Below are 18,834 nucleotides of genomic sequence, written 5' to 3' on the forward strand. Positions count from 1 at the left end.
AATGCCTTCCCACCCGCCGTCCTTTCTTGTACGGTACAACGTACGGCGAAAGGAGCCGGACCATGACCAGCACGATCGAACCGAGTACGACGACGGGCGTCCGCGCCGTCGCCGGGGTGCTCGGCACGCTCGTGGCGGTCTCCGTGCCCCCTTCCTGGTCGGCACGCTCGCCATCCAGATGGGTCGCACCATGGCCTTCGGGGCGGGCGACGTCGCGACGGCGGTGGCCGGCTACTACGCGGTCTCGGCCCTGCTCTCGCCGTTCTCCGGCCGGTTCGTCGCGTGGTGCGGTCCGGCGACCGCTCTGCGGCTCGCCGCCGCCGGCAGCATGCTCGGTCTGGTCGGCGTCGCCCTGGCGGGCAGCGCGGCGGCCGTCGTGGCCGCCCTGACCCTGATCGGGATCCCCAACTCGCTCGTGCAGCCGGCGTCCAACCAGATCCTGTCGGGCATCGGTCCCGGCCGGACCCGCGCGGTCGCCTTCGGCGCCGTGCAGTCCGCGATCCCCGCGTCGACCCTCATCGCCGGCGCCCTGCTCGCCGCGGTGGGCGGCTCCAGCTCGTGGCGCCCCGCCGTCTGGGCGGTCGCCGGCCTGGTGGCGGCCGTGCAGCTGGTCATCCCGTCCGGTCCGGCCGCCGCTCACCGTGCGCCCCGAGCCCGGGCCTACGCGGACCAGGAGGGCGGAGGGGCCTTCGCCGGCGCGGTCGGCGGACCGTCCCTGGTCGCGGCACTGGTCGGCGGTGCGTTCCTGGCGTCGATCGCCGCGACGACCCTGCCGTCCTTCCTCGCCGTCACCGGCCAGCACGCCGGGGTGTCCCCGCAGGTCGTGGGCGCCGTCCAGATGGCCGGCAGCCTGACCTGCATCGCCGCCCGGGTGATCGCGTCCTGGTCGGGCGGACGCCACCAGGGGGCGGACTCGCTGCGGGTCGTCGGGATGATGCTGGCCGGCGGCGCCCTCGGCTACGTGCTGCTGGGCACCGGATCGGGCTGGGGGTTCCTCGTCGGGGCGCTCGCCGCCTACGGGCTCGGCTGGGGCTGGAACGGCCTGTTCAACCTGAGCGTCACGCAGGCGCGCCCGCACAGCATCGCGGCCGTCACCGGCCTGACCCAGGGCGGCGTCTTCTTCGGCGGTGTGTGCGGACCGCTCCTGTTCGCCGCCGTCGCCGGGCCCGGCCGCTACGGGCCGGCCTGGTACGTCATCGCGATCGCCGCGGCCGCATCGGCCGCGTTGATCGCTCATGCCAGACAACGTTGGGTGAGAGGCGGAGTGGTGCTATGACCGACTGGGACGACGAGGGCGTCTTGGACCTGATGATCGGCGCGATGCGGATCGAGGCCGACGGCGTACTGAGCCTCGAGCTCGTCGATCCGGAGGGTGGGATCCTGCCTGCGTGGACGCCGGGCGCCCACATCGACGTCGGGCTGCCCGAGGTGGTGCGGCAGTACTCGTTGTGCGGGGACCCGGCCGACCGTGACCGCTACGTCGTGGGCGTGCTCGCCGAGCCGGAGTCGCGGGGCGGGTCGAGCCACATCCACGACGAGGCCCGTCCGGGAGACCTGGTCGAGGTCGGCGGTCCGCGCAACCACTTCGAGTTGGTGCCCGCCAAGCGCTATCTGTTCATCGCCGGCGGCATCGGCATCACGCCGATCCTCCCGATGATCCGCCAGGCCGAGGCCGAGCGGGTGCCGTGGCGGCTCGTGTACGGCGGCCGCACGCGCTCGTCGATGGCCTTCCGGGACCTGCTCGCGGGCTACGGCGACCGGGTCCGGATCCAGCCGGAGGACGAAGCCGGCCGGCTCGACATCGCCGGGATCCTGGCGGACCCCGAGGAGGGCACCGCGGTCTACTGCTGTGGCCCGACGGGCCTGATCGACGCGGTCGAGGGTGCGTGCGAGACGTGGCCCGAGGGCGCCCTGAACGTGGAGCGGTTCGCGGGCAAGGACCTCTCCGGGCTGGAGTCCGCGCCGGTGACGGTGCGCTGCGCGAAGTCCGACGTCACCGTCGCCGTGGCCGCCGACGAGAGCATCCTCGACGCCCTCGAGACGGTGGGCATCAGCGTCGCGAACGCCTGCCGCGACGGCGTGTGCGGCTCCTGCGAGGTACGGGTGCTGCAGGGCGAGCCCGACCACCGGGACTCGTTCCGCTCCCCAGGGGAGAGCGACGACACCACGCTCGCGGTCTGCGTCTCCCGCGCCCGCACGCCCGAGCTCGTCCTGGACATCTGACACGGCAGCCGAGCCCGGCAACGACGTGAACCTGGAGGAAGGAAACGACGATGAGCCTCACCGAGAACGAGCAGTCGACGACGGACGCGCCCGAGCGCAAGGCGGCCAGACGCCGCCTGCCGGGTGAGGCGCCGCCCGCCCCGCGGCGTGCCCCCGCGGGCCGTAGGCCGCACGCCGCCCGACGTACGACGGGATCGAACGAGCACGGCAACGACTGGTCGTCGTGGCCTCTGTACGACGCCGCCGAGCTCGGCTTCCGCGACTACTGGTACCCCGTCATGTGGGCCGAGCAGGTGGGCAGGAAGCCGGTGCCGATCGAGCTGCTCGGCGAGCGGATCGTCCTGGTCCGCGAGAAGGACGAGATCTTCGGTCTGCACGACCGCTGCCCTCATCGCGGGGTGCCGCTCTCGCTGGGCCGGCGCCAGTACGAGGGCACGATCAGCTGCCCCTACCACGGCTGGACCTACGAGCTCGACAGCGGCCGGATGTGCGCGGCGCTGACCGACGGGCCGGACTCGCCGATCAACAACAAGGTCAAGGTGTCGACGTACCCCGTCGAGCAGCGCCTCGGCCTGGTCTGGGTCTACGTCGGCGACGCCCAGGGCGACGATGTCCCGCCGGTCGAGCGGGACATCCCCGACGAGCTGCTCGACAACGACTTCGTGATGGGCGGCCGCTGGGACATCCGCGAGGGCAACTGGCGCTTCGCGGCCGAGAACGGCTTCGACGAGGGCCACGCGAAGTACCTCCACAACACGGCGCTGTGGCGGCTGTTCAAGGTGATGCCCGCGTGGAACATGACGCGCATCGTCGAGGAGGACGGCTGGCTGATCCGGGTGCAGGACGAGGTGCACTGGGAGGCCGAGTTCCCCGGTCTCGGGACGTGGACCAACAAGCGCTGGTGGAAGCGGATGCCGCTGCCCGACGCCCCGGGCAAGGGCAAGCGGGTCAACCCGGTCATCAAGGCGCTGGACATCCCCGGCTTCGTGTCCTTCCGGCTGCCCGGCCTGCTGCGCGTCGCCTACCCGGAGTTCATCCACTTCGAGTGGTACGTCCCCGTCAACGAGGACCAGGTCCGCTACGTGCAGATCATCGTGCGCTTCGAGAAGGGCGCGAAGGCCTCGATCTTCAAGGCGAAGTACCTCACCGCCATCCGGTGGCTCTTCCACGGCCAGTTCACCGGCCAGGACGCCTGGATGGTCGACGTGATGAACGCCCCGCCGGAGAAGCTCTACCGCCCCGACCTGTCGCTGACGGCGATCCGTCGTCACGTCGAGCAGGTGGCGCCGACCGTCCAGGTCGACCGCACGCCCGGCTCGAAGCGCCGGCCCCCGGTCGAATGACCCGACCCGAGAGGACTCCGAGGATGAACCTTCGCCCGTTGGCACTGCTCCGCATCCTGGCCGTGCTCGCCGTCCTGGCCGTAGCGCCTCGGCTGGTGCAGGCGGTGCTGCTGCGCCTGACCGGCACGGTCGTGCGCGACGTACGCCGGCAGGACCGGCCCGCCTCGCAGCGATGAGCGACGACCGCCCCCGCCTCGCCGTCCAGCGGCGCGGTGGGGGAGCGTCGGGGCCGCCGCTCGTGGTCCTGCACGGAGGCGGACCCGGCTGCCACGCCGCGGCGGACTTCCGCGCCCTGCTGCCGCACCTGGCCGACCGGGACCTGCTCCTGGTCGACCTGCCCGGCTACGGCTCCTCGCCACTGCCCGACGGCCGCGGTCCGCGGATGGCGGGCTGCGCCGATGCGCTGGCCGCGGTGCTCGACGACGGCGCGGTGGCGCGGTGCGACATCCTCACGACCTCGCTCGGCGGGATCGTGGCGATGGTCCTGTCCGCCCGCCGCCCCGAGCTGGTCGGCCGGCTGGTCGCCTGCGGGAGCCAGCCGCTCCCGGCGCCGCCCGGCATCGCGGCCGACCCGGCGCTGGGCCCGCGGGCCCGGACGGCGTACTACAGCGAGGGCGAGCCGACCCCCGAGCGACTGCGGGAGACGGTGCTGGCGCTGGAGTGGCGCGAGCCCGGCCGGATCCCGGCCGAGCTCGTCCGGATCCGGCACGCCGCGAGCGTGTCTCCGGCGAGCCTGGCCGTCGCGACCGACCCGAGCCTCCTCGGCGAGCCGGACGACCTCTCCGGCCTGCTCGGCGAAGTGCGCGCCGAGACCCTCGTGCTGTGGGGCGAGCACGACCCGTTCGGTGAGCCGGCGTACGCCAGCTGGCTCGCGGACGGCCTGTCCCGCGGCTCCGCGGCCGTGGTGGCCGGCGCCGCCCACCACCCCCAGTCCGAGTTCCCCGAGCGCACCGCCGAGCTGGCGCGCGCCCACCTGTCCTGGACCCGAGGAGAGCCATGACGTCACCGGACCCGAGCGCCGTACGGACCGCGATCGCCGCCGCCTGGGAGGAGATCGACCGCGACCGGCTGGCCGAGCTGGTCGTCGGCCTCGTCGACATCCCCTCGCCGACCGGCGAGGAGGGCGAGCTCGCGCAGTGGGCCGCGGGGCAGCTCGACGCCCACGGGATCCCGGCGCGCACCCAGTGGCTCGACGACCGGCAGGCGAACGCGGTCGGCGAGCTGGCCGGCACGGGCGGCGGCGAGGACGTGCTGCTCTACGCGCCCATCGACACCCTGACCGTCGGCGACGCCGACGAGGACGTGCCCTGGATCGGCCCCGAGCTGCGCGAGGACATGCAGCCCCGGGCGCGCGTGCACGGCGACCACGTGCTCGGACTCGGGGCGTCCAACCCCAAGGGCCATGCGGCCTGCGTGATGGCCGCCGCCGAGGCGATCGCGGCCGCCGGGATCGACCTCCCGGGCAGTGTCCTGGTGGGTCTCGGCGCGGGGGGCATGCCGACCAACGGCCGCATCGAGCGCGGCCTGACCCGCCACAACGCGGGCCAGGGGGCAGGCTGTTCCTTCATGCTCGAGCAGGGCGTCTGGGCCGACCACGCCGTGATCGCCAAGCCCGGTTGGGCCGTGGCGTGGGAGGAGGTCGGCCTGTGCTGGTTCGAGGTCGAGGTGGAGGGCAACTTCTCCTATGTCGGCAGCCGGCACCGGATGCCGTACCGCAACGCCATCGCGGGCGCCTCCGTCGTCGTCCTCGAGCTCGAGGAGTGGTTCACGGCGTACGCCGAACGCCACACCGACGGGCTGGTCGCGCCCCAGGGCATCGTGTCCGCGATCGAGAGCGGCTGGCCCCGGATGTCGTCGGTGACCCCGGCCCTGTGCCGGTTCTACGTCGACCTGCGCACCAGTCCGCGCACCCCGCTCGCCGACGTCCGCCGGGAGTTCGGCGCCGCCGTCGAGGAGATCCGGGCCCGGCACCCGGAGCTCGCGGTGCGCTGGCGCTCGCGGCTGACCATCCCCGGCACGGCGACCGCCCTCGACGCCCCTGTCGTCGCGGCGGCCGTCGCCGCGTGGGAGGAGCTCGCCGGCGAGCCGCACCGGCCGATCGTCGCCAACAGCGGCGCCACCGACGCCAACATCCTGCGCCAGAAGGGGCTGCCCACGGCACGGATCGGGATGGACCGGATCGGTCCGGACGCACCGCTGCCGCTGGACTTCCCCGCGGGCATGAACGTCGTCGACCTCCGCGAGGCGGAGCGTCTCACCCGGCATCTGGTGCACACGGCCGTCACCCTGGCCAGCCGCACGGCGCGTCCGGCGGAGCCGCTCCTCTAGGGTCGGCGGGGTGAGGCGACCACCACTCAGCGCGACCGCATGGCCGCGGCTGCTGTCCGCCGTCGTCGCGGGCACGGCGGCGGCGCTGCTCGGCTCGCTCTTCGAGGCGCAGCTCGGCGTGCTCCTCGCCGTGGCGACCGCGGGCGTCGTGTACGTCGTCCTCGGCTGGGTGGTGCTCTGGCCGATGGACGCCGACGCGACCCGCGGCAACGCGACCCACGAGGACCTCAGCCCGGGCGTCGACGAGGTGGTCGTCGCCGCGGCGGCCCTCGGCGGCCTCGGCGGGGTGGTGGTGCTGCTCCTCGTCGGCAGCGACGGGGCGGGCCGGACCGACGCCGCGGTGGCGCTCGGCGGCGTGTTCGCGGCGTGGGCGTCGCTGCACCTGATGTACGCCACCCGGTACGCCCATCTCTACTACACCGGGACGCCGGGCGGGATCGACTTCAACGCGAGCGATCAGCCGGCGTTCCGGGACTTCCTCTACTTCAGCTACAACCTCGGCATGACCTACCAGGTCTCCGACACCAGCGTCTCGAGCTCGCAGATCCGCGCGGTGGTCCTCCGGCACTGCCTGATCTCGTACGTCTTCGGCGCGGCGATCATCGCCACGACCATCAACCTGGTCGTGGGACTCGTCGCCTGACCCGGCGCGCCGGGTGCGGCGTCAGGCGACGATCGGAGCCGGAGCGGGGTACGCCGCGGCGACCAGCTCGTCCACCGCGTCGGTCCAGGTGCGCCGCAGCGCCCGCTCGCGGCCGGCCGCGCCGAGCAGCTGACGGTGCGGGTCGGCGGCCACCGCCGCGACGGCCCGGACCAGGTCGCGGGAGCCGCCGGCGTCGTACAGGACCCCGGTCTCGAGGTGGGCGACCACGTCGCGGGCGCCGCCGGCGCGCGGCGCGACGACCGGCACGCCGGCCGCGCCCGCCTCGCGCAGGGCGTGACAGTCGGTCTCGTGCTCGCCGGGGTGCACCAGGACGTCGAGCGTCGGCAGCGCCACCGTCAGGTCGCCGACGCCCAGCGGGCCGGTGAACCGCGCGCCCGGCAGCCGGCGGGCCAGCCACTCGCGGTCGGGTCCGCCGCCGATCACCACGACCCGGATGCCGGGTACGTCGGCGAGGGCGGCCAGGCGTCGTACCCCGGCGGGCTTGTGGAGGCCGCCGACGTAGCCGACGACCACCTTGCCGGGTCCCGACTTCGCCTGCGACCAGGACCGGTGCAGCCACGGGTCGCGCAGCGTCGGGGTGAACGCGAGCGGGTCGACGCCGGGCTCCCACAGCGCCGCGTCGACCCCGAGCTCGGCGGCCCGGCCGACCATCCACGGCGAGGTGACCAGCACCCGGTCGGCCCGCTCGGCGACCTTCGCCCGCCAGTAGTCCGCGGCCAGGTCGAGGACCGGCGACTGCTCGACCGCCAGCGTGGGTACGCCGGCGCGCGCGGCGTGCTTGAGCGCCTTGCGCCCGACGGCGCGGGGGGAGTGCACCTGCACCAGGTCGGGCGCGAACCCCTCGATCGCGTCGCGCACCTGCGTCCCGGTGGGCTCCAGCGGGCGCACCCGGACGACGTCGCAGCCGCGGTAGCTCGCGAGCCCGGGACCGGGCGCGACGATCCGGACCGTGTGGCCGCGGTCGATCAGCCGGTCCACGGTCGCCTTCAGGGTCGTGGTGGTGCTGTCGACGGCGGGGTAGAAGGACTCGGTGGCCAGGACGATCCTCATGGCTCCACGGTGAGGCGCCGCCGTGACGTGATCGGGTGTCTCAGGTGGCGTCGGGGTGAACGCTCTGCGGCGGTCGCTGCTCCGTCTCGTCGGGGTCCTCCGCGGGAGGGCCGAGCGTCCGCAGCGGCGGGTCGCCCCGCTCGATCGCCTCCGCGACCTGCCGGATCCGCTGCCCGCTGGTCCGCCAGTCGCCGGACTCCTCCTCCCAGTACGGGCGGAAGCCGAGGCGGGCCTCGACCCACCACGTCCTCCCGAAGATCACCCGGCCGGCGACGACGAACGGCAGCACGACGAGCAGGATCACCAGCTCGCCGCCCGAGAGCAGCACGAAGGTCGCCACGGGGAGGACGACCAGGCCGATGACCAGCGCGAGCAGGAAGCCGGTGATGCCGTCGGCCGCCTCGAGCAGGAACTGCGGTCCCCAGCTCCGCGGCCGGGGCCGCCAGGGCAGCCAGCGGCGGGTGACCCGCCATGTCTTGCCCTCGGGGTCGCGCACCCTCACGGCCAGAGCCTCATGGCCAGAACCTAGCGTCCTGTCCGGCTGATTCGCCGCCATATTCGGCGGCCCTGGCACGCACCTCGCGGCGTTGGCCGCGCTCGACAGACGACCCGGTATGCCCTCGCACGGCCGCCTTGCGATGCACGCACCAGGACCACCGACTATGTCAGCGCTTCAACCGGTCAGGACACTAGCGACTGCTTGGTGAAGCCTCGGTTACCCCGAAGTAGCCGGACATATCTCACACCTCGATAACAGCGGCGCTGTCACGGATAGTCTTGACCCTTGTGACTGACTCGCCCCTGACGCTGGCGCAGCCCGAGGACGCGCACACGCGCGCCGAGTGGGAGGCCGCCACCGCCGCCGTGCTGCGCAAGTCCCGCAGGCTCGTGGACGACGACCCCGACGGCGCGGTGTGGGACAAGCTGACCCGCACCACCCTCGACGGCATCGGCATCACGCCGCTCGGCCTGCCGGGCGGCGCCGCGGCGGCGGTCCGGCCGAGTCGCGAGGGGGCGTGGGACATCCGCAGCCTGGTCGCCGACCCCGACGCCAAGCTGGCCAACGAGGCCGCCCTGGTCGACCTCGACGGCGGTGTCACCAGCCTGTGGCTGGCGGCGGACGCCGACACGGACGTGGCGACCACGCTGAAGGACGTGCTGCTCGACCTGGCGCCCGTCGTCCTCGACGCGCCGTCGGCGACGACCGCGGTGGCGGAGGCCTTCCTGGCCCTGCCCGGCGCCAAGCACCCCGACTCCAACCTCGGCATCGACCCGCTCGGCGTCATGCTGCGCGACATCCCGCTCGCCGTCGACGAGGCGGTCGCCGAGCTGCAGACGCTGGCCCGCAAGGCCGACCAGCACGACATCCGCGCCATCGTCGTCGACGCGACCGCGGCCCACGACCTCGGCGCCAGCGACGGCCAGGAGCTGGGCTGGTCGATCGCCGCCGGCGTGGCCTACCTGCGCTGGCTCACCGACCACGGCCTGTCGCTCGCGGACGCGGCGCGGCAGATCGAGTTCCGGTACGCCGCCACCGACGAGCAGTTCCCGACCATCGCCAAGCTCCGCGCGGCGCGCGTGCTGTGGGCCCGGGTCCTCGAGCTCAGCGGCCTGACCGGCGACGACGCCCCGCCCCAGCGCCAGCACGCCGTCACCAGCCGCCCGATGCTCAGCAAGTACGACCCCTACGTCAACATGCTGCGCGGCACCGTCGCGGCCTTCGCCGCCGGCGTCGGCGGCGCCGACGCCGTCACGGTGCTCCCGTTCGACAGCGCCAACGGCCGCCCCGACGGGTTCGGCCGCCGGATCGCCCGCAACGTCAACCACCTGCTCATCGACGAGTCCCACGTCGCCGCCGTCGCCGACCCCGCCGGCGGCGCGTACGCCGTCGAGCAGCTCACCGCCGACCTGGCCGCCGCCGGCTGGGCGGAGTTCCAGCAGCTCGAGACCGAGTGGGAGGGCGGCCACGACTTCGACCCGTTCCGCGCCCGGATCGCGGCCGTCGTGGAGAAGCGGGAGAACGACATCGCCCGCCGCAAGCGCCCGCTGACCGGCCTGAGCGAGTTCCCCAACCTCGCCGAGACGCTGCCCGAGCGCGTGGCCGATCCGCTCAACGACCGGGTCCGCCGCTACGGCGCCTCCTTCGAGGCCCTGCGCGACGAACCCGCTGCCCAGCCGGTCTTCCTCGCCACGCTCGGCACCATCGCGCAGCACACCGCCCGCGCGACCTTCGTCAGCAACCTGCTCGCCGCCGGCGGCATCGCGGTCGACGTCGCCGGACCGACCGCGGGCGTCGCGGACCTGACGGCGGCGTACGACGCGCAGCCGGTCGTCTGCCTGGCCGGCACCGACGCCGCCTACGAGGAGTGGGGCGCAGCCGCCGCCGCGGCGCTGCGCGAGGCCGGCGCGACGTACGTCATCATCGCCGGGAAGCCGGTCGACTACGCCGACGACAGCGCGGCGATGGGCGTCGACGCCTTGGGCTTCCTGACCCGGACGAGGGAGCGGCTGGCATGAGCAGCATTCCGAAGAGCTTCGCGGGCCTGCCGCTCGCGTCCGACACGACCGCGGCGACGGCCATGCCCGCCGGGGAGCCGTGGCTGAGCCCCGAGGGCATCGAGATCAAGACCTCCTACGGGCCCGACGACCTCGCCGGCCTCGACGCGCTCGACACCTACCCGGGCCTGAGCCCGTTCCTGCGCGGGCCGTACCCCACGATGTACACCACCCAGCCGTGGACCATCCGCCAGTACGCCGGATTCTCGACCGCCGAGGAGTCCAACGCCTTCTACCGCCGCAACCTGGCCGCGGGCCAGAAGGGCCTGAGCGTCGCCTTCGACCTGGCGACCCACCGCGGCTACGACTCCGACCATCCGCGGGTGCGGGGCGACGTCGGCATGGCCGGCGTGGCGATCGACTCGATCTACGACACCCGGACCCTGTTCGACGGGATCCCGCTGGACCAGATGTCGGTGTCGATGACGATGAACGGCGCCGTGCTGCCGGTCCTCGCGCTCTACATCGTCGCGGCCGAGGAGCAGGGGGTGACGCCGGAGCAGCTGAGCGGGACCATCCAGAACGACATCCTCAAGGAGTTCATGGTCCGCAACACCTACATCTACCCGCCGGCCCCGAGCATGCGGATCATCTCCGACATCTTCGCCTACACCAGCCAGAAGATGCCACGGTTCAACTCGATCTCCATCTCCGGCTACCACATCCAGGAGGCCGGGGCGACCCAGGACCTCGAGCTCGCCTACACCCTGGCCGACGGCGTCGAGTACATCCGCGCCGGCCTCGAGGCGGGCATCGAGATCGACAGGTTCGCGCCGCGGCTGTCCTTCTTCTGGGCGATCGGCATGAACTTCTACATGGAGATCGCCAAGATGCGCGCCGCCCGCGCGCTGTGGAGCCGGCTGGTCCGCCAGTTCGACCCGCAGAACCCGAAGTCGCTCTCCCTGCGCACCCACTCCCAGACCTCCGGCTGGTCGCTGACCGCGCAGGACGTCTTCAACAACGTGGGCCGCACCTGCATCGAGGCGATGGCCTCCACCCAGGGCCACACCCAGTCGCTGCACACCAACGCGCTGGACGAGGCGATCGCGCTGCCGACCGACTTCTCCGCCCGGATCGCCCGCAACACCCAGCTGCTGCTGCAGCAGGAGAGCGGCACGACGTACGCCATCGACCCCTGGGCCGGCTCCTACTACGTCGAGAGACTGACCCACGACCTCGCCGAGCGCGCGTGGGCGCACATCCAGGAGGCCGAGGCGGCCGGCGGCATGGCCGCGGCCATCGACCAGGGCATCCCCAAGCTGCGCATCGAGGAGGCCGCCGCCCGGACCCAGGCGCGGATCGACTCCGGCGCGCAGAAGGTGATCGGCGTCAACACCTTCCGGCTGGCCGCCGAGGACCCGCTCGACGTGCTCAAGGTCGACAACGACGAGGTCTACCGCCAGCAGATGGCCAAGCTCGAGCGGCTGCGCGCCGAGCGCGACCAGCGCGACGTCGACGCCGCGCTGGAGGCGCTCACCAACTCCGCCGACCGCGGCGCCGCCAAGGGCTCGCTCGACGGCAACCTGCTCGCCCTCGCCGTCGACGCGGCCCGGGCCAAGGCCACCGTGGGTGAGATCTCCGACGCGCTGGAGAAGGTGTACGGCCGGCACCAGGCGGTGATCCGTACGATCAGCGGCGTGTACCGCGACGAGGCGAGCCTCAACCCCGAGGGCGGGTCCGTGCTGGAGCAGGTCCGCGCCGCCACCGACGAGTTCGCCGAGGCCGAGGGACGCCGTCCCCGCATCCTGGTCGCCAAGATGGGCCAGGACGGCCACGACCGCGGCCAGAAGGTCGTCGTCTCCGCCTTCGCCGACATGGGCTTCGACGTCGACGTGGGGCCGCTGTTCTCCACGCCCGAGGAGGTCGCGCAGCAGGCGATCGACGCCGACGTCCACATCGTCGGGGTCTCGTCGCTCGCCGCCGGCCACCTCACCCTGCTGCCCGCGCTCCGCACGGCGCTGGCCGAGCAGGGCCGGGACGACGTGATGGTCGTCATCGGCGGCGTGATCCCGCCCGACGACGTGCCCACGCTCCGGGAGATGGGCGCCGCGGCGGTCTTCCTCCCCGGCACGGTGATCGCGGAGTCCGCGCTCGACCTGCTGGCGAGGCTGCGCGAGTCCCTCGATCACTGATGCAGGTCGACGCCCTCCTCGAGGGGCTGCGGGCCGGACAGCGTGCGCAGATGGCGCGGGCCATCACGCTCGTCGAGTCCACCGCGCCCCGGCACCGCGAGGCCGCCCGCGAGCTGCTGCTGGCGCTGGCGGGCGACGCGGCGAGCGCGAAGCCCGCCGTCCGGGTGGGCATCTCCGGCGTCCCGGGCGTCGGCAAGTCGACCTTCATCGAGTCCCTCGGCGGGCAGCTGACCGCCGCCGGGCACAAGGTCGGGGTACTCGCCGTCGACCCCTCCTCGGTGCGCACCGGCGGCTCGGTGCTCGGCGACAAGACCCGGATGGCCACCCTGGCGGCCGACCCGAACGCCTTCATCCGGCCCTCGCCGTCGGCCGGCACCCTCGGCGGCGTCGCCCGCGCGACCACGCAGGCGATGGCCGTCATCGAGGCGGCCGGGTACGACGTCGTCCTCGTCGAGACCGTCGGCGTCGGCCAGTCCGAGGTGACCGTGGCGGGCATGGTCGACACCTTCCTGTTCCTCACCCTGGCCCGCACCGGCGACCAGCTGCAGGGCATCAAGAAGGGGATCCTGGAGATCGCCGACGTCATCGCGGTCAACAAGGCCGACGGCGATCGCGAGGGCGAGGCGCGGGCGGCGGCCCGCGAGCTGGCCGGCGCACTGCGCCTGGTCCGCGGGAGGTCGGAGTGGGCGCCGCCCGTCGTGACCTGCTCCGGGCTCACCGGCGCCCGGGTCGACGAGGTGTGGGCGCAGGTCCTCCAGCATCGCGAGCACCTCGGCGACACCGGGCTGGCCCGCAAGCGCGCCGAGCAGCAGCTCGACTTCACCTGGGCCCTGGTCCGCGACGAGCTCGACCAGCGGCTGCGCCACAGCGCCGGCGTCAAGGCCGTCCAGGCCGAGGTCCGCGCGGCCCTGCTCGCCGGCAAGCTGACGGCGCCGCTCGCCGCGGATCGCCTCCTGGCGGCGTACGACGATCGGTGAGCGTCGTCGCGTTTCGCGAGGACTGACAGCGGGCATCCCGTCCCGCGTCAGTGATCCAGCGATCCTCGGGAGCAGAAGTGCACGTTGACAGTGGCGGTGGCGGCGGGAGCTCGGTCGGGGCGTACAGCAGCCTGATCGCGGCAGCGGCGGCGAAGGCGGAGCTGATGCACGGCCCGTGGGAGTCGACCGGCGACTGGACGGTCAAGCGGGAGATCAACGCCTCGAACCAGTACGTCGTGAGCTACGCGACCGTGGAGGTCAACACCCTCACCGGCGAGTACGAGTCGGAGGCCGCGGGCGCCCTCGCCGACATCAACAAGAGCGTGCTGGAGGCCGAGGCGAAGGGTGTCCTCGACAAGTGGCCGCCGAAGATCGAGGGCCTGTTCACCAAGTGGCAGGACCTCCCCAGCCGCTACACCTCGGCGGCGCTGCTCGACTGGGCGGCCCGGGAGCTGAACATCGACCCGGACAACCCGGACAGCACCGGCGACTCCTTCGGCGACATCAACAGCCGCCTGGCCGGCGACCTCGAGAACATCAAGCTGCGCACCGGGCAGCTCAGCGGCGAGTACGCCGAGACCTTCGCCGAGTACTACGTCAACCAGCTGCCGACCACCTTCCAGGCGCAGGGCCGGCTCGTGGCGGCGCTGAGCGTCGCCAGCCACGCCCAGGGCGAGATCTGGGGGCGCACCGAGGACGACCTCGCGGCGTTCGAGCCCAAGGCGCTCGAGGCGATGAAGGCCTCCGCGCCCGACGGCCCGGACGGCGACCTGGTCCTGGGCCTCACCGTCATCGCGGCCTTCGCGACCGCCCTCGCGGCCGTGCCCACGCTGGGCGGCTCGGTGGCGCTGTTCGGCGCGATCAGCGGCGCCGCCGCGATCGGCGCGGGCGTCGAGGCGGCGAAGACCCCGGACACGAAGTACCAGAGCCTGCCCCTCGGGGCCGACCACCCCGACAAGGTCTTCACGAACATGGAGAAGTGGCTCGACGACCTCGACACGCAGATCGAGGTGCAGGAGGTCGGGGTCCAGGACTTCCTGAAGGCCGCCAAGGCGTTCGCCGACGGAGGCTCGTGCGAGCTGACCAGGCCGACCCTGAACTCGGCCGACCCGAGTGCCGTGCTGAACCGGCGCCAGGGCGTCACCGTCAGCAAGGAGTCGATCGCGAAGATCACCGAGCTCTGGCTGCCCTCGGTCGCCGCCGACCTGCGCCAGGCCGAGGGCTACCTCACCTTCACCGCGGACGACGGGTTCCGCCGGTCCACCGACGTGGGGCTCGCCTACACCGGTGCCTGGACGGAGTTCAGCGCGCTCCAGACCCGGACGTCGGACCTCCTCACCGGCCTGTCGACGGACCTCGAGGACGCGGGCACCAAGCTCGAGGACGCGGCCCGGCTGATCGGCATGACCGACGACCAGATCAGCCAGCACTACCAGAAGGTCGAGAAGCAGGTGGAGGACCGCAACCTCAACGATCCCGACGACGTCCTCCCGCTGCTGTGAGGGGGAGCCGGGCGGCCGTCGCCGTCGCCGTCGCCGCGATGGTCGCGTCCCTGACCGCCGCCTGCTCCGACCCCGAGCACGACGGCGTCGTGGCCGACGCCCGGCCGGCGCAGGTCGCCGGCATGGACCTGTGGGCCCAGCTCCCGACCGGCCGGGTCACCGTCACCGTCGGCGATCCGGTCCGCACCATCCCCGGCGACGAGGTCGCCGGCGGGAAGGCGATCGACGCGGCCGGCGACCGGGAGTTCCGGCCGGTCCGGGTCGCCTACGTGGACCTCGAAGGGGCGCCGGCGAGCGCGCCCCAGGACCCCTCGGTGGACCCGGCCGAGCTCACGACGCTGACCCTGCACGTCGGCGACGGCGCCTACCGGCTGCCGTTCAGCGGCACCGGCGAGGCGTCGTACCTCGAGGTGGCGAAGACCTCCGGCGCCGACTTCGCACTCGACGTCGAGTTCGACGGGGTGGTGCAGAGCGTCGACGCCGCGGGCAACCGGGAGACCGGCGCGGCGGCCGGGCTCTACGACGCCGGCACCGGCCTCGACCTGGCCTCCTGCGGCGAGCAGGAGGAGGACACGCCGGCCGGCGTCGACCCGGCCTCCGTGCGCACCTGCCGCTACGACCTGTGGGAGTACCCCTACGTCGAGGGCCTGGGCTGGGCCTCGGCGCGCGACCCCGAGGCCACCTGGGTGGTCGCCACCGCCCAGACCTGGCTGCGCGCCGACCAGATCCAGGTCGACGGCAGGCCCTGCCGCGCGGCCGCCATGGGCGGCACCCTCCGGGTCCGCGTCGACGGTCAGCCGCAGACGGCGGAGCTCCCGGTCGACGCCAACCGCCGCGCCGGCGGGCACGGTCTCGGCGCGCGCGGCGCCTTCCTCCTGCCGGCCGCCGACCAGCACGAGCTGGAGGTCACCAGCACCTGGGGCTGCCGCCTCGGCGACCGCAGCGAGGACGTCGAGATGGTGGACCGGGTGAGCGCTCCCTCCTGAGCGGCATAGGCTGGGTGGGTGGATGCCGCACTCGCCCTCGCCGACTCGGTCGTCGCCAAGTACGACGACGAGCTGGTCGAGCTGCGCCGCGACCTCCACCGCCACCCCGAGGTGTCGTGGCACGAGCGGCGTACCTCCGACCGGGTCGCCGAGCAGCTCGAGCGGCACGGCTGGCGGATCAGCCGGATGCCGCGCAGCGGCGTGATCGCCGACCTGGGGGAGGGCAGCACGACCGTCGGCCTGCGCGCCGACCTCGACGCCCTGCCGGTCCCGGACCTCACCACCGACCCGTGGGCCAGCAGCGTCGACGGGGTCTCCCACGCCTGCGGCCACGACGTGCACACCTCCGCCCTCGTCGGCGCCGGGCACGCGCTCGCCGAGGTGCACGCCCAGGGCCTGCTGCGCGGCCGGGTGCGGCTGCTGTTCCAGCCGGCCGAGGAGGTCATGCCCGGCGGCGCACGACACCTGATCAACCACGGCGCGCTCGACGGGGTCGACCGGATCTTCGCCCTCCACTGCGACCCGTCGGTCGACGTGGGCGCGGTCGGGCTGCGCACCGGCCCGATCACGAGCGCGGCCGACCGGATCGACGTACGCCTCGAGGGCAACGGCGGCCACACCTCGCGGCCGCACCTGACCGGCGACCTCACCTTCGCCCTCGCGAAGATCACCAGCGAGCTCCCGGCCGTGCTCAGCCGCCGGATGGACCCGCGCGCCGGCGTGAGCGTGGTCTGGGGGATGCTGCGCGCCGGCTCGGCCGCCAACGTCATCCCCGACCGCGGCCTCGCCAGTGGCACCGTGCGGATCCTCGACGCCGAGGCGTGGGCCTCGTGCGAGGCCGTCGTCCGCGAGGCCGTCCTCGACATCGTCCGGCCCTACGGCGTCACCGCCAGCGTCGACTACCTCCAGGGCGTGCCGCCGGTCGTCAACGACCGGATCAGCGTCGCGATGGTCGCCTCCGCCGCCGACGAGCTGCTCGGCCTGCACCACCGCACCGAGGTGGAGCAGAGCCTCGGCGGCGAGGACTTCGGCTGGTACCTCGAGCAGATCCCCGGCGCCATGTTCCGCCTCGGCACCCGCAGCCCCGGCGGCGCCACCTTCGACCTGCACCAGGGCGACTTCGAGGTCGACGAGGCCGCGATCGGGTACGGCGCCCGGATGCTCGCCGGCGTCGCGGTCAACGCGCTCGCGTCCGCCTGAGGGTTTCGCCCCGGCCGCGGCTGGCAAGGGTGCTGACCATGACCCCCACGACGTTGCTGCGCGCCCTCGCCACCTCCGCCCTCATCGGTGCCACTGCCGCCGTCGTCCCGTCGCCGGCGCACGGCGCGGTGACGCTCGACTGCACCACCGGCCCGGTCGTCCTCGCCGACGCCACCGAGGAGTACGTCCTCACCGGCGCCTGCAGCGACGTCACCGTGACCGGCGCCAACATCGACGTCGCCCTCGAGAGCGCCACCTCGCTCACGATCGCCGTCGCCAACGTGGACGTCGTCGCCGCCGGAGCCCTCGACCGGGTCGTGGTCGCCGGCGCCAACTCCTCGGTCCGCGCCGCCGCCGCTCCCGTCGTCCGGGTGCGGGCCAGCAACGTCGACGTCCGGATCCCGGCCCTCGACAAGGCCGTCCTGGTCGGCTCCAACAACAAGGTCGTCGCCGACAAGGGCGCCAAGGCGAAGGTCAAGGGCGCCAACAACAAGGTGAAGTACCGCAAGCTCCGCAAGGTCGTCGTCCGCGGCGCCAACAACACCGTCAAGGTCCGCACCGCCAAGACCAAGGTCAAGGTGACCGGTGCGAACAACAAGGTGAAGGTGCACCGCCGGGGGTGATCCGGCCGGCGCGCTGGGTGCGGGAATCACCGCTTCAGCGGCGATTCCCGCGCTTCATGCGTGTTGCAACGGGCAAGAAGCGCAGGAAACGGGCGAGAAGTGGGGTCCGTCACCCGGGGTCAGGATGCCCGACGACGTGACCGCTCCGCGGCGATGGAGTCGATCAGCCGTCGGATCCGGCGTTCGAGAGCGTCTGGATCCGCGAGGTCCGCCCAGGTGATCCGCAGGCATCGCCAGCCGGTGAGTTCCGCGACCATGTCCTGGCGCCGCTTCTCTCGCAGAACCGCGTCGGCGGCCGTCTCGCCGGGACGCAGATAGCGCTCGTACTTCACTCGACCGTCGAACTCGATCCAGAAGCCGAGATCAGGAAAGGCGAAGTCCAGGTGGGCGACGACCACGCCGCCCTCGCGGACCTCGTACTGTGCGATGGGGCGCGGAAGCCCGCGTTGGAAGCAGAAGTACTCGGTGCGCGACTCGGCAACCGACTCGACCAGCGGATTGGCCAATCGCAGGACCAGATCCGTGGGGAGCGAGTTCGGCCAACGGTCCATCGTGTCGTCGTACCGCCCTCGGAGCGTGTCCAGGTCGAAGTCACCCCGATGCAGGAAGTGGTTGACGACAACCAGGCCGGCCTCGGCGGATCCGAGCATCGTGGCCTCGAGCGAGGCGCGGACCGGAGACATGACCAGCAGTCCGTTCGTCTCGATGACGTCGCCGGCGAGCAGCTTGCCGCAATGGCGTCGTACGCCGCGCTCCTTGCGGCCTGCTCGTCCGTCCTCCCGCGTGAGATGCACTTCGCTGAGGTCGAAGCCCCAGAGGGGTGCGACGGTGAACGGCAATGCCGAGACGTGGCTGAGGACGACCTCGGTGTTCGCCTGCGCATAGGTCGCCCGACACCTGACGGCGTAGCGTTCGTCCTCGGACATCCGCCGCCAAGCCGGGCCGTCGCAGTAGGCGCCACGTCGCGGCCGGTCGAGGGAGCCGCATCTCACCGCCGCAGCGATCGACCGATCGCTCTGACCTGATCGAACAAGGTCACGGCGTAGGTGGATCGGAAGGAGGCGAGGGTCGTCCGGGCGCAGCTGCATTCGTGCAGATTGCCCGGCGTCGGGCGACATCAGGCCACCCAATCTGGATCTGTGGAAAACGGGACGGACCGGGTCTTCCTGACCGTCTCCCTCGCTTCCTGGCCGTTGCAACGGCCAGGAAGCGAGGGAATCGCCGCTGAAGCGGTGAATCCTGCATCCGCC

General features: G+C 73.0%; 17 protein-coding genes. 14 read left to right on the plus strand and 3 right to left on the minus strand.

Annotation, left to right across the window (positions count from 1 at the left end):
- Position 1: 1 nt before the first annotated feature.
- Genes FIV44_RS22210 through FIV44_RS22235 form a run of 7 tightly spaced genes read left to right on the plus strand, consistent with a single transcriptional unit; the run spans position 2 to position 6,537 of the window.
- Positions 2-1,276: an MFS transporter gene (locus FIV44_RS22210; RefSeq protein ID WP_141006341.1), complete on the plus strand. Its 1,275-nt coding sequence runs from the start codon at positions 2-4 to the stop codon at positions 1,274-1,276.
- Positions 1,273-2,223, plus strand: coding sequence for a PDR/VanB family oxidoreductase (locus FIV44_RS22215; RefSeq protein WP_141006342.1), 951 nt, complete (start codon positions 1,273-1,275; stop codon positions 2,221-2,223). The genes FIV44_RS22210 and FIV44_RS22215 overlap by 4 nt, the downstream gene beginning before the upstream one ends.
- Positions 2,224-2,273: 50 nt before the next feature.
- Positions 2,274-3,566, plus strand: a complete 1,293-nt coding sequence (locus FIV44_RS22220) for a Rieske 2Fe-2S domain-containing protein (protein WP_141006343.1) — start codon at positions 2,274-2,276, stop codon at positions 3,564-3,566.
- Between the two features lie 23 nt (positions 3,567-3,589).
- Positions 3,590-3,742 (plus strand): hypothetical protein, encoded by a 153-nt coding sequence (locus FIV44_RS30775; protein ID WP_181410762.1) that lies wholly within the window; start codon positions 3,590-3,592, stop codon positions 3,740-3,742.
- Positions 3,739-4,566: an alpha/beta fold hydrolase gene (locus FIV44_RS22225; protein WP_141006344.1), complete on the plus strand. Its 828-nt coding sequence runs from the start codon at positions 3,739-3,741 to the stop codon at positions 4,564-4,566. Before FIV44_RS30775 ends, FIV44_RS22225 begins: the two co-directional genes overlap by 4 nt.
- On the plus strand, positions 4,563-5,894 hold the full coding sequence (locus tag FIV44_RS22230; RefSeq protein ID WP_141006345.1) for a M20/M25/M40 family metallo-hydrolase: 1,332 nt from the start codon (positions 4,563-4,565) through the stop codon (positions 5,892-5,894). The genes FIV44_RS22225 and FIV44_RS22230 overlap by 4 nt, the downstream gene beginning before the upstream one ends.
- Before the next feature lie 10 nt (positions 5,895-5,904).
- Positions 5,905-6,537, plus strand: coding sequence for a DUF1345 domain-containing protein (locus FIV44_RS22235; RefSeq protein ID WP_219996134.1), 633 nt, complete (start codon positions 5,905-5,907; stop codon positions 6,535-6,537).
- Between the two features lie 21 nt (positions 6,538-6,558).
- On the opposite strand, the gene FIV44_RS22240 is transcribed toward FIV44_RS22235, so the two are convergent.
- The gene (locus FIV44_RS22240; protein ID WP_141006346.1) at positions 6,559-7,608 is read right to left on the minus strand and encodes a glycosyltransferase; all 1,050 of its coding nucleotides are present in this window, start codon (positions 7,606-7,608) and stop codon (positions 6,559-6,561) included.
- Between the two features lie 40 nt (positions 7,609-7,648).
- A complete protein-coding gene (locus FIV44_RS22245; protein WP_141006347.1) occupies positions 7,649-8,110 on the minus strand; it encodes a hypothetical protein in 462 nt (153 codons plus the stop codon).
- 284 nt (positions 8,111-8,394) lie between these two features.
- Between FIV44_RS22245 and FIV44_RS22250 the strand changes: the two genes are divergently transcribed.
- The 7 genes from FIV44_RS22250 (at position 8,395) to FIV44_RS22280 (ending at position 17,584) form a co-directional block, all read left to right on the plus strand.
- Complete coding sequence (locus FIV44_RS22250) at positions 8,395-10,125, plus strand: methylmalonyl-CoA mutase family protein (RefSeq protein WP_246086556.1); 1,731 nt, start codon at positions 8,395-8,397, stop codon at positions 10,123-10,125.
- On the plus strand, positions 10,122-12,296 hold the full coding sequence (scpA, locus tag FIV44_RS22255; protein WP_141006349.1) for a methylmalonyl-CoA mutase: 2,175 nt from the start codon (positions 10,122-10,124) through the stop codon (positions 12,294-12,296). The genes FIV44_RS22250 and scpA overlap by 4 nt, the downstream gene beginning before the upstream one ends.
- Positions 12,296-13,273 carry a methylmalonyl Co-A mutase-associated GTPase MeaB gene (meaB, locus tag FIV44_RS22260; RefSeq protein ID WP_141006350.1) on the plus strand — a complete coding sequence of 326 codons (978 nt, stop codon included), beginning with the start codon at positions 12,296-12,298 and terminating at the stop codon, positions 13,271-13,273. Before scpA ends, meaB begins: the two co-directional genes overlap by 1 nt.
- Positions 13,274-13,350: 77 nt before the next feature.
- The gene (locus FIV44_RS22265; RefSeq protein WP_141006351.1) at positions 13,351-14,775 is read left to right on the plus strand and encodes a hypothetical protein; all 1,425 of its coding nucleotides are present in this window, start codon (positions 13,351-13,353) and stop codon (positions 14,773-14,775) included.
- Positions 14,772-15,761, plus strand: coding sequence for a hypothetical protein (locus FIV44_RS22270; RefSeq protein WP_141006352.1), 990 nt, complete (start codon positions 14,772-14,774; stop codon positions 15,759-15,761). Before FIV44_RS22265 ends, FIV44_RS22270 begins: the two co-directional genes overlap by 4 nt.
- 18 nt (positions 15,762-15,779) lie before the next feature.
- Positions 15,780-16,961 (plus strand): amidohydrolase, encoded by a 1,182-nt coding sequence (locus tag FIV44_RS22275; protein ID WP_141006353.1) that lies wholly within the window; start codon positions 15,780-15,782, stop codon positions 16,959-16,961.
- Positions 16,962-16,999: 38 nt separating this feature from the next.
- Positions 17,000-17,584 carry a DUF3060 domain-containing protein gene (locus tag FIV44_RS22280; protein WP_141006354.1) on the plus strand — a complete coding sequence of 195 codons (585 nt, stop codon included), beginning with the start codon at positions 17,000-17,002 and terminating at the stop codon, positions 17,582-17,584.
- A gap of 119 nt (positions 17,585-17,703) precedes the next feature.
- Here the strand turns inward: FIV44_RS22280 and FIV44_RS22285 are convergent, their stop codons facing one another.
- Positions 17,704-18,702 carry a hypothetical protein gene (locus FIV44_RS22285; protein WP_141006355.1) on the minus strand — a complete coding sequence of 333 codons (999 nt, stop codon included), beginning with the start codon at positions 18,700-18,702 and terminating at the stop codon, positions 17,704-17,706.
- Positions 18,703-18,834 lie beyond the last annotated feature (132 nt).

This window comes from Nocardioides humi (genome assembly GCF_006494775.1).
Taxonomy (GTDB): domain Bacteria; phylum Actinomycetota; class Actinomycetes; order Propionibacteriales; family Nocardioidaceae; genus Nocardioides; species Nocardioides humi.

Excerpts from the sequence above, each read along its gene's own strand:
- FIV44_RS22285 (WP_141006355.1), bottom strand. The coding sequence starts at position 18,702 with ATGTCGCCCGACGCCGGGCAATCTGCACGAATGCAGCTGCGCCCGGAC.
- FIV44_RS22220 (WP_141006343.1), top strand. The coding sequence starts at position 2,274 with ATGAGCCTCACCGAGAACGAGCAGTCGACGACGGACGCGCCCGAGCGC.
- FIV44_RS22215 (WP_141006342.1), top strand. The coding sequence starts at position 1,273 with ATGACCGACTGGGACGACGAGGGCGTCTTGGACCTGATGATCGGCGCG.
- FIV44_RS22230 (WP_141006345.1), top strand. The coding sequence starts at position 4,563 with ATGACGTCACCGGACCCGAGCGCCGTACGGACCGCGATCGCCGCCGCC.
- FIV44_RS22280 (WP_141006354.1), top strand. The coding sequence starts at position 17,000 with ATGACCCCCACGACGTTGCTGCGCGCCCTCGCCACCTCCGCCCTCATC.
- FIV44_RS22225 (WP_141006344.1), top strand. The coding sequence starts at position 3,739 with ATGAGCGACGACCGCCCCCGCCTCGCCGTCCAGCGGCGCGGTGGGGGA.
- scpA (WP_141006349.1), top strand. The coding sequence starts at position 10,122 with ATGAGCAGCATTCCGAAGAGCTTCGCGGGCCTGCCGCTCGCGTCCGAC.
- FIV44_RS30775 (WP_181410762.1), top strand. The coding sequence starts at position 3,590 with ATGAACCTTCGCCCGTTGGCACTGCTCCGCATCCTGGCCGTGCTCGCC.
- FIV44_RS22240 (WP_141006346.1), bottom strand. The coding sequence starts at position 7,608 with ATGAGGATCGTCCTGGCCACCGAGTCCTTCTACCCCGCCGTCGACAGC.
- meaB (WP_141006350.1), top strand. The coding sequence starts at position 12,296 with ATGCAGGTCGACGCCCTCCTCGAGGGGCTGCGGGCCGGACAGCGTGCG.
- FIV44_RS22210 (WP_141006341.1), top strand. The coding sequence starts at position 2 with ATGCCTTCCCACCCGCCGTCCTTTCTTGTACGGTACAACGTACGGCGA.